The organism is Clostridium sp. AUH-JLR23 (assembly GCF_964238065.1).
GTDB lineage: Bacteria > Bacillota_I > Bacilli_A > Erysipelotrichales > Coprobacillaceae > Allocoprobacillus > Allocoprobacillus merdigallinarum.
In genome coordinates this window covers 21,164-39,144 of record NZ_CAXSKY010000015.1, presented here as the reverse complement: position 1 = coordinate 39,144, position 17,981 = coordinate 21,164, and the positions used below count along the sequence as shown (strand labels likewise).

Below are 17,981 nucleotides of genomic sequence, written 5' to 3'. Positions count from 1 at the left end.
AAAATGAAGAAAATTTTATTTACGTCTGAATCAGTTTCAGAAGGACATCCTGATAAAGTCTGTGATCAAATCAGTGATGCTATTTTGGATGCCTGTTTGGCTGAAGATCCATATTCACGTGTAGCATGTGAATGTTTTACAACAACAAATCTTTTGGTCATTGGTGGTGAAATTACAACACAGGCACAGGTTAATTATGAACAAATTGCCAGAAATGTATTATGTCAAATCGGATATACAAGTGATGAGATTGGGATTGATGGTCATCATTGTGAAATTAAAAATGTTATAGGTGTACAGTCAAGCGATATTGCTTTAGGAACGAATAAAGAAGTTGGAGGAGCAGGCGATCAGGGAATTATGTTTGGCTATGCTTCCAATGAAACAGAAGGATATATGCCTTTACCAATTTCTATTGCGCATCACTTGGTACGTTATGCAACTGAAAAACGCCATAGTGGTGAATTCCAATGGGCTAGACCAGATATGAAATCACAAGTGACAGTTGATTATACAGATGCTTTGCATCCCCGTATTGATACGATTTTAATGTCTATTCAACATGATCCTGATTTTGATGAAAAAGCTTTTAAGGATTATATTCAAAATGTCATTATGCAAGATGTTGTGAAAAAATATGGCATGAATACAGATTATAAAGTTTTGATTAATCCAACAGGACGTTTTGTCATTGGAGGTCCTCATGGCGATACAGGACTAACAGGTCGTAAAATTATTGTTGATACTTATGGTGGTTCTGCAAGACATGGTGGAGGTGCTTTCTCTGGAAAAGATCCTTCTAAAGTTGATCGTAGCGGTGCTTATATGGCAAGATATATGGCTAAAAATATTGTGGCAGCCGGACTTTGTGAACGTATTGAAATTCAATTGTCTTATGCTATTGGGGTCAAAGAGCCAACAAGTGTCTTTGTCGAAACTTATGGAACTGAAAAAGTATCAAAAGATGTTATTTTACAGGCTATTGAAAATGAATTTGATTTGACACCACAAGGTATTATTGATACTTTACAATTGCTTAGACCTATTTATCAAAAAACAGCAGTCTATGGTCATTTTGGTAGGGGAGATATTGATCTTCCATGGGAAAAATTAGATCGAGTAGAAAGTTTAAAAAAATATTTATAAGCTCCTAACGGGGCTTTTTTAATTTTTGAGCGAAATGAGTGTTTTTTATATGACAGAAATGGTATAATAAGATTAACGAAGGAGGAATATTTATGAAAGTCAGTATAAGAGGAAAAAATATTGCACTAACTGAAGGGATTGAAACAAAAATCAATAAAAAGCTCAGCATGTTAGATAAGTATTTCATTGTCAGTGATAATGTTGAAGCAAAAGTTTTGATTCGTACTTATCCAGTTGGTCAAAAAATTGAAGTGACTATTCCAACAGAATATGTATTATTAAGAGCAGAAGTTGTTGATAATGATCTTTATAATGCTATTGATTTAGTTATCGACAAATTAGAAGGACAAATTAGAAAGTATAAAACGAGATTAAGTCGTAAATCTAAAGATAATAAACTCGCATTTAATGTTGCTTCTATTGAACCTTTAGAACATGAGGAAGAAGATGTTATTGTCAAAACAAAATCAATCAGTCCTAAACCAATGGATATGGAAGAAGCGATTATGCAAATGGAATTGATTGGACATTCATTCTTTGTTTATCGTGATGTAGAAACAAATGAAATCAGTGTTGTTTATAAAAGACATAATGGTGGTTACGGACTTATTGAAACTCATGAAGCACAATAAAAAAGCTCTATACAGAGCTTTCTAGAAGATACCCTTGATGGGTATCTTTTTCTTTCATCAATTTATCAATATCATTAAGAATTGTTACTTTTTTGATTGACCATAAAGGTGCGACTAAATCTTGTAATGGTGCATCTCCGGTCAGTCTTTCAATCACAACATGACTAGGGATATACTGCAATTGGTCAACAACTAATGAAATATAGTCTTCACGCGTTAACATAGGAAAAGGTTGTTTTTGATATAAACGATGTAAAGCGGTATTTTTCAGCATATAGAGATTGTGAATTTTAAGTCCTTGGATATCTAATTGACCAACCTGTTTTGCTGTTTCTAACATCATATCATATGTTTCATAGGGTAGACCATTAATGATATGAACACAAACATCTAAGTGACGTTTTCTTAAACGATCAAGTCCTTCTAAAAAAGTCTGATAGTCGTGTCCACGATGAATCAGTTTGGCCGTCTGATCATGGATAGTCTGTAAACCAAGCTCTATGTATAAATCACATTTTTGAGATAATTGATATAGATAATCACAAATTTCATCATCTAAACAGTCAGGACGTGTTGCAATCGCAATGCCAACAACATCTTTCATATCAACAAATGGTTCAAATCTTTCTTTGAGTTGAGCGACAGTACCATATGTATTGCTGTTGGCTTGAAAGTATGCAATAAACTGACAATCAGGCCATTTTTGACGCATTATAGAAGAAATATCATGAAATTGTTTTTGTAAAGAATCTTGGACATTTCCAGCAAAGTCGCCTGAGCCAGAATCTGAGCAGAAAATACAGCCTCCATACCCGCATGTTCCATCTCGGTTAGGACAGGTAAAGCCTGCATTTAAAGATACTTTCGCAACTTTATGATGATATTTATTTTTTAAAAAGTAGTTATATGTATGATAGCGTTTGTTATCTAATGTATAAGGAAATTGATTCATAGCATCACCCGCTAAGATTATAACATAAAGGAGAATAGAATGTTAGAGTTAAAAAATATTTATAAACAATATGAAACAACCCCAATTCTCAATCATATTTCTATTTGTTTTCCAGACACAGGAATGATTGGAATTCAAGGAAAAAGTGGTTGTGGAAAAAGTACACTTTTGTATATTATGGGATTATTGGATGAAGATTATGAAGGAGATATTCTTTTTAATCATGAAAAAATTGAAGATAAAGAAAAGTTTATATGCGAACATATGTCTTTTATGATGCAAAATAAAGATTTTATTTCTTCTTTAACCATTAAAGAAAATATTATTTTGCCTTGCCATATCAGTCATCTTCATTATAGTTCGTCATTGCTTCAAAAAGTCGTGAAACGACTTGGTATACAAGATTTGTTGTCCCGCTATCCTTCGCAATTATCTGGTGGTCAAATGAAAAGAGCATCTCTTGCGAAGGCGTTATTAAAGCAGTCCGATATTATTTTATGTGATGAACCGACTGGGGCTTTATATCACCATCAGGCTCAAGACGTTATGAAATATTTAAAAATGATTTCTCAAGATGCTTTGGTTATTATTGTTTCGCATGATCCACTGTTATTGCAGACATATTGCGATAGTGTATTGACATTAGAAGATGGTCAATTAAAAGGACATATGAAGCAATCTCAAAAGCCAAAAGAAATATCTTTAAAGAAACATCAGCATCATACTTTATGGTTTTATCCTATCAGACAAATAGTTTATCAAAGAAACAAACTCATGTTTCTTTTTTTATTTCAATGGATAGTGATTGTAGCGTTCTTTTTGATTGTAACAGCTATTTTTGGAGCGTTTGAAGCAACGTCTCAAAGTGAGCAACAAGCTGTTTTAAAAAATATCATCAATGTTGAAAACAAAGATGGGATGCCATTTGAAACAATGCTTTCTCATGAAGATATTGCTTATATAGATTATGGTTATCAATTAGAACAGTGTCAGCTTTGGCAGTCCCAACAGGAAATCGAAGATACTGCCTTATATTTTTTACCAGTGCAACACACACATGTTCGTTTGTTGAAAGGACGTTTTCCACAGGAAGCTCATGAAATTGTTGTCAGTCAGTCATTTGATCAAAAATATCATCAGCAGTCCATTGTTTTAACATATCAACAAAAAAGTATATCTTTAACAGTTGTGGGCGTTCTTCAAAAAGATTTTTTCAGTCAAAATGAAATTTATCTCAATCATACATTGAAACAAGAAATGCCAGAGTTGATGAATAATCGTGAATTGATTGTAGAAAGTCAATTCAATAAAAATGAAAGTTTATATCAAGCATTATCTAAAGACTATATTGTTTATAGTGAAATTCAAGAAAGAGTATCAAGTTATCAATCTTTATTGTCTTTAGCACAAATTGTAGCAATGATTTTCATTGGAATGAGTTTGTTGATATCACTGTTATTAATTGGAATCGTAGAATCCATTATTTATTTTGAAAGAAAACATGATATTGCATATTTATTATCACTAGGTATTTCATCTTTCAGACTGTTTATATTATCTCTTTTTGAGGCAGTACTATTGGGGTTGATGATTGCTGGTGGAGGTTGTTTGCTGGCGATGGTTATATATGAATATATCAATCATGTTGTGAATATTTCGCAATATGTTTCTTTTTCATTGTTGTTAAAGCCTATCTTTTATTCACGTTATGATTTATATGTGATTATTTTTATGATTTATCTTGTGATGAGTGTTTTATCTGTTTTGCATCCTGTTAGAAAAATGATGAAAATGACGAAGATTGATGTTTTAAGGGAGGAATAATATGCTTGAAGTTCAACATATTTCAAAAAGATATCACTATCAAAAAGTTTTGGATGACATATGTATGTGTTTTCCAACTTCAGGCATTGTTGCGATTGTGGGTCCTAGCGGTTGTGGAAAAACAACCTTATTACATATTCTAGGAGGCATTGATACTGATTTTCAAGGTGATATTTTATGGGAAAACAAGAGTGTTAAGCATCATTTGACACGTTATCGACGACATCATGTCAGTTTTATCTTTCAACAGTTTCATCTGATTATGTGGCTATCCGTAAAACAAAATATAAGTTTACCACGTTTTTTTCATAAACAGGAAAAAGCATCATTATCACTGGCTTTAGAAACATTAAAAAATCAGTCTTTGCATTCACTTTCACTTGGACAAAGACAACGTCTGGCATATTTAAGAAGTCACTATCACCGTAGTGATATTCTTTTATGTGATGAACCTACCGGATCGCTTGATCCCCAATATGCACAAGCTGTGATGGAATTATTAAAAGAAGAATCTCAACATCGTTTAGTTATTTTGGTATCTCATGATGAAAAGCTGGTAAGCCAATATAGTGATGAAGTTTATAAAATGCAGGACGGACAGATTATTGAGCATATATGCTTTCATGAAACGGAAAAAATTGAACGTTTTCCAACTGTGCAAAAGAAGTATTTCTTATGCCATATGCGCCTTGCGTTTGCATCATTATGTTCACATAAGGCACGTTCATTTCAATTGATGATAGGTTTACTATTATCATTATTAAGCATTGTTTTAGCATTAACACTCACTCGTCATCTTGAAGGGCAGTTTCATCAATATATTTACTCACTTGTTCCTGCATCAGGAATCAGTTTTCAATCACGTTATCAGCAATCTCTGTTTTTAGATTTATTAAATCAGATAAAAAATCAACCTGGAATTATGAAAAGTGAGATGTTTTTAGATGATTATGAATGTTTAGGAATTGGTTTTCAATCTGAAAGATATGAACAATCTCAGACTTTATTTATTGGAGATGATACTTCTCCTTATACATATCTGTCATTAAAATACGGAAATTATCCACAGGCACATCATGAAATTTTATTATCTCTTTCAACAGCTAGACATCTTTGTGGACAGCAGGATGTCGCTTCTTTGATTGGGCAGAATGTTTATGCCTGGTATCAACATGATTGGGAAGTGAAAGGTATTTGTTATAAAATTGTTGGTATTACAAATCAAACCACCGCTCTAGATACACTCTATCAGATGGATCATGCTTACATTTATTTATTGAAAGATATTTATCAATATGAGCTTGAACAGGTGTCATCACATTTAGGAATTGTTTATGTACATCCTGACTATCATAGAGATCATGTTATGAAACAGTTGAAAAAACAATTTCCAGATTATGAATTTTTAGCGATAGGAGAATCGACAACTCAAAATGTATCACAAGTTTTAAATCAAGCGAATATCATCTTGCTGTTTTTTTCTCTTTTGGCTATTTTATCTTCTTTATTTTTGATTGGTGAAGTTATGTTTTTAAATGTGATACAAAAGAAAAAAGATTTAGCTATCATGAAATGTTTTGGAGCCAGTTCTTTAGATATTATTAAAATTGTGCTTTATGAGTCTTTCCAAATTCTTATATTAACACAGTCTATATGCATGATTTTGTATTATCAATTGATTCATATGATGAATATCTTTTTACAGAATATGTTTGAAAGTGAATTGTTTTCTATACAGGTAGATATAAATATTATTGCTTTTGTTTTTATTGTTAGTGACTTACTTGTTTTGATAAGTCAGTTACCACCATTGTTGTATATTTTAAAAATGAACACTGTTCAGGCATTAAAAGAGTAAAGAAAAACTTGTTTTTATATAAAAAGTTAGTTATAATAGTAGCGTTAATACGATGAAGAGGACAAGTAGATAAAGAATTTGTATCAGAGAGGAAAACGGTGGCTGAAAGTTTTCTTACAATGCATTTATTGAATTCACCTTGGAGTGCGACTAATCATCGCCGCGAAGCAGCGTTATTGCAGTAAAGGTGCATAACATTTGTTATGAATTAGGATGGTACCGCGATACAATCGTTCCTATGTGGAACGATTTTTTTATTTGAAGGAGGATATTATGGACGAATTATTAAAGATTAAAGAAGAAGCTTTATTGAAGATTCATGATTGTTCATCATTAAAAGATTTAAATGATTTAAGGGTTTTCTATCTAGGGAAAAAAGGCCCAATGCAATCTGCAATGAAGTCAATGAAAGATATGTCTAAAGAACAACGTGCGTCTTTTGGACAAGTATCAAATAAAGTTAAACAAGAGATAACACAAGCTATTGAAGAAAAGAGAAAAGTATTAGAAGAAGCTGAAATGCTTAAGAAAATTCAAAATGAAAAAATTGATATTAGTTTACCTGGTAGTCAATTGCCACTTGGAACAATTCATCCTTTAACAATGATTAGAGAAGAATTAGAAGATTTATTTATTGGAATGGGATATAGTATCGCAGAAGGTCCTGAAGTTGAAAGCGATCATTTTAATTTCGAGCTTATGAATTTACCAAAGGATCACCCTGCAAGAGATATGCAAGATACTTTCTATATTGATGAAAATACTTTATTAAGAACACATACATCACCAGTTCAGGCACATGTTATGTTAGCGGCTAATGGAAGAGGACCAATCAAAGTTATTTGTCCAGGAAAAACATATCGCCGTGATGACGATGATGCAACACATTCGCATCAGTTCAGTCAATGTGAAGGATTGGTTATTGATAAAAATATTACTATGGCTGATTTAAAAGGAACATTGGAATTATTTGCGAAAAAGATGTTTGGTGAAAAACGTGAAATTCGTTTAAGACCTTCATATTTCCCATTTACAGAACCAAGTGTTGAAGTTGATATTTCATGCTATAACTGTAATGGAAAAGGATGTTCAATGTGTAAAAATACAGGTTGGATTGAAATTTTAGGTGCTGGTATGGTGAATCCTAAAGTTTTAGAAATGTGTGGATTTGATAGCCAGGTTTATCAGGGATTTGCATTTGGTATTGGATTAGAACGTGTGGCTATGTTGAAATATGGTATTGATAATATTAGAGATTTTTATAGTGGTGATTTAAGATTCTTAAATCAATTTGTAAGAAAGGATTAGACATATGGAAGCAAGTTTAAAATTATTAAATCAATATGTAAAAGTTGATGATTTTTCAGCTCAGGAAATTGCTGATCAATTGACATCTATAGGTCATGAAGTTGAAGGAATGCATGTCTTTGCAAGAGGTGATAAACTTGTTGTTGGATATGTAAAAGAAAAGGTTCCTCATCCTGATAGTGACCATTTAAATATTTGTCAAGTAGAAGTAGGAAATGGAGTCACTCAACAGATTGTTTGTGGAGCTCCTAATGTTGCTGCTGGGCAAAAAGTGATTGTGGCATTGCCAGGATGTGATTTAGGTGATGGGTTTAAAATTAAAGAAGCCAAAATACGTGGTATAGAATCAAATGGTATGATTTGTTCTATTGCTGAACTTGGAATTGATCAAAGATTATTACGTGAACAAGATAAAGCAGGAATCCATGTTTTAGATGCTGATGCTCCAGTGGGTGAAGAGGCTTTAAAATATATGGGGTATGATGATACTGTTTTAGATATTGGTTTAACACCAAATCGTGCTGATTGTATGGCAATGATTGCTTTGGCTTATGAAGTCGGAGCATTGTTAAAAAGAGATGTTCATGTTCCAGAAATGAAAACTTTAAATGAATTAGAAAGCGATATTGAAATTGATGTACAAACAGATTTATGTCCATGTTTTGGGGCTAAATTAGTCAAAGGGGTGACAACAAAGGAGTCACCTGAATGGTTAAGAACATTTTTAATGGCAAGTGGTATTAAGCCAATTAATAATATTGTAGATATTTCTAACTTTGTGATGTTAGAAACAGGACAACCTATTCATATGTATGATTATGATAAGTTAAAAGAAAAACGTTTTGTTATTAAGACTGGATTCCATCAAAAAGCAACATTATTAGATGGTAAAGAATATGAAATCTTACCTGAAGATATTATTGTTTCTACTGATCAGGGAATTGGATGTGTTGCTGGTGTCATGGGTGGTGATGACACAAAGATTGATGAAAATACAGTGAATATTGTCATTGAAGCTGCAACATTCCATGGAGCTACATTAAGAAATACAGCCCGTCGTTTAAATTTATTAACAGATGCTTCACAACACTATATCAAAGGAGCTATTGATACAGCAAATACACCTCGTGTTTTAAATCGTTGTGCTGCTTTACTTGAAGAATTGGCTGATGCTAAAGAAATTTATCAAACAGTCATGACTGATTATGAAATGGCAGAAAAAGTGATTACATTGACAACATCACGTGTCAATGGATTACTAGGAACAACAATTTCAACTGAAGATATTGAAGATATATTAACAAGATTACATTTTACATATACATTAGATAATGAAACATTTACTGTTCATGTTCCATCATATCGTAATGATATGTCAATGGATGCGGATGTCATTGAAGAAATTGCAAGAATGTATGGTTATGATCATATTCCATCTACATTACCATTAATGGAAATGACAAAAGGGGCTTTAACACCTGTTCAAAGTCATACAAAAGCAATAAGACATTTATTAACAGATTTAGGATTACATGAAGTTATAACATATACGTTGACTTCACCATCTATGGTGGATGATTTTAATCTTTTCCATAAAGATGATCATATTGCTTTAATGTTGCCAATCGGTGAAGAAAGAAGTGTAACAAGAAAATCATTAATTCCATCTTTATTACAGGCAATCAATTATAATACAGCTCATTCTCAAAAAGATGTTATGATTTATGAAATTTCTAATACTTATTCTCAAGGTCATGAAATTCAAAATTTAGCTATTGCATGCACAGGTATGTATCATGATGTGACATGGCAACAAATTCAACAAAAAGCTGATTTCTATTTAGTTAAGGGATTTGTGGAAACAATTTTAAAGAAATTAGGAATTAAAGAATCACGTTATACATTAAAACGTGTTGAAGAAGATAATCAAAACTTCCATCCTGGAAGAAGTGGATATTTAATGATGGGTAATGACATTGTTGGTGTTATTGGTGAAATTCATCCTCGCCTTGCGAAAAAATACGATGTCAAAGATGTTTATGTTGCAGAATTAAATCTATCTGTTTTATTAAATTTAAAGAAACCAGCAATTAAATTTACAGATATTCCACAATATCCTTCAGTAACAAGAGATATTGCTTTGGTTATGGATCAAGATATTCCTGTTCATGATGTTGTACGCTCTATTTGTAAAGCTGGTCAACGTTTCATTGTTGATACAAAGATTTTTGATATTTATGAAGGGGAACGTATTGAAAGTGGTAAAAAGTCTGTTGCTATTGCGTTAACATTCCAGGATGCTTCAAAAACATTGGATGATGCAACAATTAATGCAACTATGGAACAAATTTTAAATGTTGTTTCTAAAGAATATGGAGCACATTTAAGAGTTTAAATGCAATGCTTTGAGTTCTCTTTATGCGGTTTATACTGTTATTTGAAGAACGGATTGAAAACGAACTGATGAAGGCTTACTTTAGAAGTTAAAAGTTTTCAAACTATCATGATTGATTATAAATGGAGATGATTTTGTTCATCTCCTTTTTTATTTATTATATAATGATATGATTTTATGAGAGTATATAAAATAAAAAGTCATAATACATAGATGCTCATCATCTTAGCATTATAACTTCTTTTATTTATCCCATATCAATAAAATTCTTTGTTTTGATTCTTTTATAAACTTGAAATGCTGTAGAGGAAATTAAAATAGCTAAAGCTAGTGAAAGACTGGTTCCTAAAGTGGATAAAAAGCTTTTCATAAAAAGGTCATTCATCCCTTGTACAGCATACAGCATTGTATAGTAAATACCACTACCAGGAACTAATGGAAAGCAACCGATAACAATAAAAATGGTAGCAGGGGCTTTGAAAAACCTAGCAAAACATTCAGCAAGCAATGATACGCAAAGCATTGCAATAAAACTTTGTAGGAAAATATTGTTGAGTGAAGCAGTTGTTAAATAAATAAACCATCCTAGCGCACCAATAAGAGATCCTGTTAAAGAAAATCGAATATTTTTCTGTATTCTAAATATAAAAGTAAAACCAAAGCAGCCTATAAAAGCTGATAAACACTGTATAAACCCTTCCATTTTAAACTCCTTGTAAAATCATCATCATAATCCCTACACCAATAGCAATGCTGGCAGCTATTAAAATAGCTTCAATCATACGAGATAATCCAGAAACAAAGTCACCGCCAATAATATCCCTTAGACTATTTGTAATAGCAATACCAGGAACAAGAATCATTAAAGTTCCTGTAATCACTGCTTGCTGATTGGTAATGAAATTTATTTTTTGTGCAATAATAGCAATACTGGCTAAAACCATACTTGCTAGAATTGTACGAACAATTCCATTAACATCAAGCTTTTCTAAAAGATATATAAAATAGTATAAAATAAACCCAATAAAAGCAGAAACAATCATTTCATTGATATGTCCACCAAAAAATGCACAGAACATGGCTGCGGATACAATATAACCAATAAGTATGAGACGATAATTCAATCTTTCGGATTCAATTATCTCAATTTGATTTTTGATTTCATCTAGAGATAATTCTTGATTACTGATTTGTCTGACTAAGCAATTGAGTTCATATAAATGATCCAGATGAGTATGATTACTACGTGATCGCCTGGATGATTGATAGGGTGTTCCATCATGCAAAGTTAATGATAAAGTAAAATATGATGGGATTGCGAAAACTTCAATATCAGTAAAGCCAAATCCTTCACACATTCTTTTTAAAGATTCTTCTACACGGTATATTTCTGCACCATGTTTTAATAACAATTGTCCAATTTTATTGATTTGTTGTAAAATGTCTAAATCGTTCATTTTTTCACCCCACAGATAATTGTTATATCATAAACCTCATGATTGAATCAATGGAATATGTGAAAATTCTTCTTGAATAAGTGCTTGTGGGTGAGAAGATAAAAGTGAAAGTAAACGTGTTGCTTTCAGTTCTATTTCTAAAGCAGGGTGATGATATTTTGGCAGGTTGGTAATTAAAGAATAAGGACATGTTTTTTTAATAGTAGATAAATATTGTCTTCCCTTTTGATTCATAGCTAAGACTCTTAAATAATCGACATGCATGGCATTATGAATATCATTTTTTGTGTTCTTCATTAAAATATGAATAAGCATACGCGAAATACGTGGACGTGTATAACGTTTAGAGGATAACTGATTGATGAATTCTTCCATTGATGAACAAGATTGGATATGTTTATATAATAAATTTTCTAAACCTTCATCGACCATATGATAGCTTTTTAGTTCCTGTAAACTGGATGTACAAATTTGATATTGTAAATATGGAAAAAAATCTTCAAGTTGAAAAAGATCACAATGATGATAGAGATCAGCATGAGGCAAGGAATGAGAAAAATCTTGCTTATTTCTTATAGCATTTCTGATAGCTGATGCACTGGCAATGGTTTGAAGATTGAATCCATGATAAGCATTTGTTCTTGGAAAACAATGAGGAGTTATAGGATATTGATGGAAAATAATTTCTTTGACATAACTGAGTCCTAATAAATCATTGGGTGTTTTAATTTCTTTATTCATAATGTATTGAAGTGCCTGATTGCAGGCATCAGCATAGCGTAATCCTTTTTTCATAGCTTTTTGAACATATTCATTATAGACATCTTGATGTTGAAAAATGGCTTGAGCGATATCAACAAAAGTTGAAATACGACCATCTTCACTACCAAAACATATATCAGTGACCCCTATAGCTGCTAATAAATCTATAGCTCCTTTTGCGAAATAGTCAGCACTTTGACAAGTATAAACAAAAGGTAATTCAATCACTAAATCTACACCAAATTCGATTGCTAACTGACTGCGTTTCCATTTATCAATAATAGCTGGTTCACCTCTTTGTACAAATGATGACGACATAATCGCAATTGTATAATCAAATTGTGCCAGAGACTTTGCTTTTTGGATATGATAAATGTGTCCATTATGAAAAGGATTATATTCAACAATTAATCCTAATATTCTCATGGCTTTCACCTCCAAGGGATAGTTTAACATAGTTTAGGAAATAAACATAGTTTTACTTGAAAAGAGTGGAAATATTCAATGAAATATTTAAATTTAGATTGACATATTTCTTACTTTTATATATAATGGGCTATGCGATGTAAAGGGTGATTTTTTTGAAATGGAATTTACAATGGATTATTAAACAAAAAGATGGTTGTTTTCATTTCGATGAAAAATTAAGTTTTCCATCAGAAATGTTCCATAATTTATCCCAAATTAATGGTTTAAAGAATGTTCATGTTCAAGGACAGGGACGTTTAGATACGAAAAATCATCAATTATACGTTGATTTCCAAATAGATGGAGAAATGATTTTACCATGTGCCATATCATTGGAAGATGTGGATTATCCTTTCCATATTGAATCAAATGTTATTTTTGCTTTTTATAAACCACAAGATGATGAAGAGGTTATAGAAGTTAAGAAAAACATTGTTGATTTAACACCTGTCATTTTCCAGGAGATTATGCTGGAAGTTCCAATGAGAGTTGTTAAGGAAGGTGCTTCTTTAAAGACTCAAGGTCATGGCTGGAAAGTATTAAGTGAAGAGGATGAAAAACATGATGAGGATTATATTGATCCTCGTTTAGCGAAGCTTAAAGATTATTTTAAGGATAAGGAATAAGGAGGTGTACCTATGGCAGTACCACAAAGAAGAGTTTCAAAAACAAGAAGAAACAAAAGAAGAACACATGACAAGTTAACAGTACCAAGTGTCGTTGTTTGCCCAGAATGTGGAGAATATAAATTATCTCATAGAGTATGCAAACATTGCGGAACTTACAACGGACAAAAAGTGTTATAAAAACTGCCCCTTATTTCAAGGGCTTTTTTTATGAATAAATGAAAATAAGAGAATAGCGATTTAGCTGTTCTCTTATTTTTTGAAAATTATTTTCGTTGATGAATAAAATTTTGAGGTAACAGTTCATAAAAAATAGCTGAATGCATTTCTCCTTGAGGATCTTTCCAATAATTATATTGAATATCATATTTTTGAAAACCTATTTTTTCATAAACATGTTGCGCACGAAGATTATTCAAATCTGTACTTAAAACTATTTTGGGTACACCTTTTTGAAAGAGTTCATGAATGAATAATGTGAGTATGGTATGACCTAAACCTTGATTTTGCATATTTATTTCACATATTTTAATACCAATTTCAACTGCGTCATGACAAGGAAAAAAGCACATCTCCCCAATGGGGCAATCTTTATATTCGATAATAAGACGATGCTTATGATTTTTTATTTCTTCTTGGAGCTGGTGCTTAACTTTTTGAACGGTCGTATTGATACCTTCTGGAAATCCAGCATGAGCCATTATTTTTCCGTCATTCCACCATTTTGTAAGAATTGTTGCATCATTTTCTTTTGCATCACGAATGAGTATATTTTTATAAAGAATTTTCATTATTATCTTTTTCTTCTACGATTTTTTCTTGTCGCTTGAAATCCTTCTTCTCTTTCTCTATAATTTAAAAAACTTCCTAGATCATAAACATCATAATCTTTCTTTAATAGTTTTTTACAGGCTTTTTCACTGAGTGCCTTGTTAATGGCATATAAATAATATTTCATGTTTTTATTAGGATATGATTCTTCAAATCTATCTAATAAACGAAAAGGAAAACATTCTGCATCAGCAATATGTAATTCATCATAGTCTTTTAATTCATCTAAACATATAATTGTGATTTTATCAGGATTTTTTTCATATTGACGAAATCCTTCATTAATATCTATTTTCTTAATTTCTACTTTTTTTCCAAAACCAAACATTTTATTTCCTCCAATACTTATCTATAATATCACTATTTCTTTATTTTTTCTATTGCTTTTCTATATTTTATATGTTATTATTACAAAGCAAAATCAATTGGCCTGTTGGAGAAACGGTTAACTCACATGCCTTTCACGCATGCATTCACGGGTTCGAATCCCGTACAGGTCACCATATAGGGGCGTGGTTCAATGGTAGAGCATCGGTCTCCAAAACCGTGGACGCGGGTTCGATTCCTGCCGCCCCTGCCATCAGTAAGTTAGAGCGATTGATCGCTCTTTTTTCTTATTCAAATATATTATTTACGACAGAAGTCATCTCATTGCGATAAATAGTAATTGGGTGGCTTTTTATTCAATGAAATCTATATATGATTAATGTAAAAAAATATTTGATAATTTTGTTATTATTTATAGAGATTTCATGTTTTTTAATTGACTTGCAATATCATTTCTCAAATAGAAGTATTTACTTTAACAGGAAATAAACGAGAAATTAAAAAGTATGGTATAATATTTTTATAAAATATAGAAATAGTTATTTTCATGAAATAATCAATGTATCATAAACATGAGTTTTATAAACAATAAATTGAAAATAGAAGAGGAAAGTGATGCTTTATGAGTCTGATTTTAGAAAAAATAGCACAAGATTATAAATTGAATGATAATGATTTATATTTAGCTCAATATATTATTGATCATAGTGATGAAGTGATTCATCTGTCTACGCATCAACTTGCTAAAAATACATACACCAGTGCAACAGCTGTTGTAAGATTCGTAAAAAAACTTGGTTTTGTAAGTTATAATGATTTTAAAATTCATATTCATTTTTTTTAAATCAATATTATTTGAAAGATATGGAAATTTTATCTCATGAAAGCTTATTTTCAATTAAGGAGAAGTTGTCTGAAATTGAAGTGGGTATTATGAATCAGACAAAGCATATGCTTTCAGTAGATACTTTAAAAGAAGTTATGTTCCATATTTCGCAGAATCAATATATTGATATTATTGCTAATGATACAAATGCCTGCATTGGTGAATATGCTAGTCATTTATTGTTGAGTACAGGAAAAATAACAACGGTTTACCAAAACAGGGATAAACAGTTATGGCTGAGTTTGAATGTGGATTCTCATCATACAGTCATTATGATAAGTAAAAATGGCAAAAATGAACATCTTTTAAATATTGCTGATATTTTGATCAAAAGAAAAATTCCTTTTATTATCATTACAAGTCATAAAGAAAATCCTCTTTCAAAAAAGCAGGCTATTTTGTTACATGGTATGATTCATGATGAATTTGAAAGCTTAAAGGATATGGTCTTTTATATTTCTTTAAAGTATATTTTTGATCTGATATACAGTATTATCATTTCAGACAATTTACAACAAGCTAAAGAAGTGGATCAGCTTTATGGGTCGCTATTTGATAAGAAGGTGTAATCAAACAGATTATAAGCAGCTCTGACTGCTTTTTTTGTTACAATGTAACATTTTTAAAAGGATTTGATTATCAATTTTGTAGCAATATTCCATAATCATTTCTGTGTATTGTATAATTATAAAAACAATGTATGATAAATATGTCAACAGTTTTATGAAAAGGAGAAATTATACATGGTTTTAAGAAAGAATTTTTATGGGGGTGGGACCTTAGATGCATATCAGTTTAAATATGTTATTGTGGAAACGTCAAAAGGGTTATGTATTGCTGATGTAATGATGGTTAAAGCATAGAGTGTATCCTGAGAAACTATTATTTAGATTATGTAGAAATTGAGTTTTATTATCGCTGTAAAGAAGTTATTAAGTCAAATGGAGAAGTATTATGAGAAGAAAAGATCGAGAAATAACAGATTTTAATGAAATCATGAATATTATCAATAAGTGTGATGTGTGTCGTTTGGCATTATTTGATGAAGATTATCCTTATATCGTCCCATTGAATTTTGGTGTAGATAAAGAAGATGATCAATTGTATTTGTATTTTCATTGTGCTAATCAAGGAAAAAAATTAGACTTGATTAAACAAAACAATAAGGCTACTTTTGAAATGGATTGTGAACATAATATTATTCTTTATGATGAAAGAATGTCATGTACAATGGGATATGCAAGTGTAATTGGTCATGGAGAAATTGAATTTGTAGAAGATGAGGATAAATTTGAAGCATTAAAAATATTAATGAAACATTATCATAATGAAGAATTTCAATTTAATACAAATCTTATGAAGGCGACAACAGTCTTTAGATTAAAAGTTTTGGATATGGTAGGAAAAAGAAGAAATAATATTCATCCTGAAGAAAAGACAAAAAGACATATCTCGTTAGAATAAAAGTCTTGATATATGAAATCAAAAATAAAAACATCCTCATATTTTTTGGGTCTCTTAACAAAGTTGTAAATCATTATTTATAAATAAAATGACTTTGATAAAAAAACAATCACTCATATAAAGGTGATTGTTTTCTATTTAGTATTTCTTTTTTAATGCCTTTTTTAATATCTTTAAACCAAAGATATCTTTTTTCTCATTTTTTTCTTTATTTTGATAGACTTCACTGTAATATGCAAAGTTATCTCTAGGATTATCTAAATGATATTTTTTTGCCCAATCTTTAAAATGATTATTAATATAATTATTTAAAGCAACAGGATCATGTTTTTCATGATAAAGTTCAATAAGGTGAAGTGGATCATAGACTGTAATGTTATTTTTTAGAATATAATCAAACATATCAACGACAAGTTTATTATTTAAAATAGAATATGAATATGTATCATTTAATGTCACAATATCTAAATCAATAAAATACTGAAAGAAAACTCCGCCTATTCCATATGCGCCAACACCTGCATGACCTACTGACATAGAACTATACATGGAAATGTTTATTTGTTGTATTTGAGATAAAGGGACAATCACTTCATTATATTTTATATGATCATCATTAAGATAGAGAGTATCATAACCTTTCCATTGATCAAGAGTTTGATTATCAAATGACACTTTCACTCTTCTTCTTTTAATATAATCATTTATTTTTTTGTCTATGTCTTCTAACTTCTTTTTAGAGTTAGAAATAAATTCTTTTTTTGATTCTAGTGCTTCTCTTATAGAGAGTTTGTTGTTGAAAATAAGTTTAATATCATCTATGGATACTTCCATAGAACGTAATAATAAAATTGTTTTTAAAATATTAATATCTTTTTGCATGTAATTTCTATAATTATTTTCATTTCTTTTTGGATGAATAAGACCTTCTTTTTCATAATAGATTAATGATTGTTTTGTGATACCTAACATTTCTTCGACTTCATGTGTTGTCATAGTTTTTTTCTTCCTTTCCAATTTTACTTTACACTATATGCTAGCAATA

At 30.8% G+C, this 17,981-nt stretch carries 18 protein-coding genes, 2 tRNA genes and 1 other annotated feature; of the genes, 13 read left to right on the top strand and 7 right to left on the bottom strand.

The window, feature by feature from the left end:
• Positions 1-3: 3 nt before the first annotated feature.
• Entirely contained in the window at positions 4-1,146 is a 1,143-nt protein-coding gene (metK, locus tag ACESR5_RS08565; RefSeq protein WP_373155103.1) for a methionine adenosyltransferase, read from the top strand.
• Positions 1,147-1,238: 92 nt separating this feature from the next.
• Positions 1,239-1,778, top strand: coding sequence for a ribosome hibernation-promoting factor, HPF/YfiA family (hpf, locus tag ACESR5_RS08560; protein WP_087243078.1), 540 nt, complete (start codon positions 1,239-1,241; stop codon positions 1,776-1,778).
• A gap of 7 nt (positions 1,779-1,785) precedes the next feature.
• On the opposite strand, the gene ACESR5_RS08555 is transcribed toward hpf, so the two are convergent.
• Positions 1,786-2,730, bottom strand: coding sequence for a TIGR01212 family radical SAM protein (locus ACESR5_RS08555; RefSeq protein WP_087243076.1), 945 nt, complete (start codon positions 2,728-2,730; stop codon positions 1,786-1,788).
• Positions 2,731-2,769: 39 nt separating this feature from the next.
• Here ACESR5_RS08555 and ACESR5_RS08550 point away from each other — a divergent pair, with 39 nt between their 5' ends.
• The 4 genes from ACESR5_RS08550 (at position 2,770) to pheT (ending at position 10,115) form a co-directional block, all read left to right on the top strand.
• Positions 2,770-4,554 carry an ATP-binding cassette domain-containing protein gene (locus ACESR5_RS08550; RefSeq protein ID WP_373155102.1) on the top strand — a complete coding sequence of 595 codons (1,785 nt, stop codon included), beginning with the start codon at positions 2,770-2,772 and terminating at the stop codon, positions 4,552-4,554.
• Position 4,555: 1 nt separating this feature from the next.
• Positions 4,556-6,412: an ATP-binding cassette domain-containing protein gene (locus ACESR5_RS08545; RefSeq protein WP_373155101.1), complete on the top strand. Its 1,857-nt coding sequence runs from the start codon at positions 4,556-4,558 to the stop codon at positions 6,410-6,412.
• A gap of 43 nt (positions 6,413-6,455) precedes the next feature.
• Positions 6,456-6,653: a binding site (T-box leader), on the top strand.
• Positions 6,654-6,682: 29 nt separating this feature from the next.
• Positions 6,683-7,720 carry a phenylalanine--tRNA ligase subunit alpha gene (gene pheS / locus ACESR5_RS08540; RefSeq protein WP_373155126.1) on the top strand — a complete coding sequence of 346 codons (1,038 nt, stop codon included), beginning with the start codon at positions 6,683-6,685 and terminating at the stop codon, positions 7,718-7,720.
• Between the two features lie 4 nt (positions 7,721-7,724).
• Complete coding sequence (pheT, locus tag ACESR5_RS08535) at positions 7,725-10,115, top strand: phenylalanine--tRNA ligase subunit beta (RefSeq protein ID WP_087297077.1); 2,391 nt, start codon at positions 7,725-7,727, stop codon at positions 10,113-10,115.
• Between the two features lie 247 nt (positions 10,116-10,362).
• On the opposite strand, the gene ACESR5_RS08530 is transcribed toward pheT, so the two are convergent.
• From ACESR5_RS08530 to ACESR5_RS08520, 3 genes are read right to left on the bottom strand one after another with little or no spacing between them, the layout of a single operon-like run.
• Entirely contained in the window at positions 10,363-10,818 is a 456-nt protein-coding gene (locus ACESR5_RS08530) for a threonine/serine exporter family protein (protein WP_373155099.1), read from the bottom strand.
• A 1-nt stretch (position 10,819) separates the two neighbouring features.
• Positions 10,820-11,572, bottom strand: coding sequence for a threonine/serine exporter family protein (locus tag ACESR5_RS08525; protein ID WP_087243064.1), 753 nt, complete (start codon positions 11,570-11,572; stop codon positions 10,820-10,822).
• Between the two features lie 36 nt (positions 11,573-11,608).
• Positions 11,609-12,760, bottom strand: coding sequence for a nucleotidyltransferase (locus ACESR5_RS08520; protein ID WP_373155097.1), 1,152 nt, complete (start codon positions 12,758-12,760; stop codon positions 11,609-11,611).
• A gap of 155 nt (positions 12,761-12,915) precedes the next feature.
• On the opposite strand from ACESR5_RS08520, the gene ACESR5_RS08515 reads away from it, so the two are divergent.
• Together ACESR5_RS08515 and rpmF are read left to right on the top strand one after the other, a co-directional pair.
• A complete protein-coding gene (locus ACESR5_RS08515; RefSeq protein WP_373155095.1) occupies positions 12,916-13,428 on the top strand; it encodes a DUF177 domain-containing protein in 513 nt (170 codons plus the stop codon).
• A gap of 12 nt (positions 13,429-13,440) precedes the next feature.
• Positions 13,441-13,608, top strand: a complete 168-nt coding sequence (gene rpmF, locus ACESR5_RS08510) for a 50S ribosomal protein L32 (RefSeq protein WP_087243058.1) — start codon at positions 13,441-13,443, stop codon at positions 13,606-13,608.
• Between the two features lie 86 nt (positions 13,609-13,694).
• Here the strand turns inward: rpmF and ACESR5_RS08505 are convergent, their stop codons facing one another.
• Positions 13,695-14,219 carry a GNAT family N-acetyltransferase gene (locus ACESR5_RS08505; RefSeq protein WP_087243056.1) on the bottom strand — a complete coding sequence of 175 codons (525 nt, stop codon included), beginning with the start codon at positions 14,217-14,219 and terminating at the stop codon, positions 13,695-13,697.
• A gap of 2 nt (positions 14,220-14,221) precedes the next feature.
• Positions 14,222-14,587: a hypothetical protein gene (locus ACESR5_RS08500; RefSeq protein WP_087243054.1), complete on the bottom strand. Its 366-nt coding sequence runs from the start codon at positions 14,585-14,587 to the stop codon at positions 14,222-14,224.
• Between the two features lie 99 nt (positions 14,588-14,686).
• On the opposite strand from ACESR5_RS08500, the gene ACESR5_RS08495 reads away from it, so the two are divergent.
• The 5 genes from ACESR5_RS08495 (at position 14,687) to ACESR5_RS08475 (ending at position 16,936) form a co-directional block, all read left to right on the top strand.
• Positions 14,687-14,762 (top strand) — tRNA-Glu (locus ACESR5_RS08495).
• A gap of 3 nt (positions 14,763-14,765) precedes the next feature.
• Positions 14,766-14,839: transfer RNA gene (locus tag ACESR5_RS08490), tRNA-Trp, on the top strand.
• A 369-nt stretch (positions 14,840-15,208) separates the two neighbouring features.
• Entirely contained in the window at positions 15,209-15,430 is a 222-nt protein-coding gene (locus ACESR5_RS08485; RefSeq protein ID WP_373155093.1) for a MurR/RpiR family transcriptional regulator, read from the top strand.
• An 89-nt stretch (positions 15,431-15,519) separates the two neighbouring features.
• A complete protein-coding gene (locus tag ACESR5_RS08480) occupies positions 15,520-16,041 on the top strand; it encodes a MurR/RpiR family transcriptional regulator (protein ID WP_373155092.1) in 522 nt (173 codons plus the stop codon).
• A gap of 385 nt (positions 16,042-16,426) precedes the next feature.
• The gene (locus ACESR5_RS08475; protein WP_087297083.1) at positions 16,427-16,936 is read left to right on the top strand and encodes a pyridoxamine 5'-phosphate oxidase family protein; all 510 of its coding nucleotides are present in this window, start codon (positions 16,427-16,429) and stop codon (positions 16,934-16,936) included.
• A gap of 138 nt (positions 16,937-17,074) precedes the next feature.
• Here ACESR5_RS08475 and ACESR5_RS08470 read toward each other — a convergent pair whose 3' ends face one another.
• The gene (locus ACESR5_RS08470; protein WP_087297084.1) at positions 17,075-17,932 is read right to left on the bottom strand and encodes a MerR family transcriptional regulator; all 858 of its coding nucleotides are present in this window, start codon (positions 17,930-17,932) and stop codon (positions 17,075-17,077) included.
• Between the last annotated feature and the right edge of the window lie 49 nt (positions 17,933-17,981).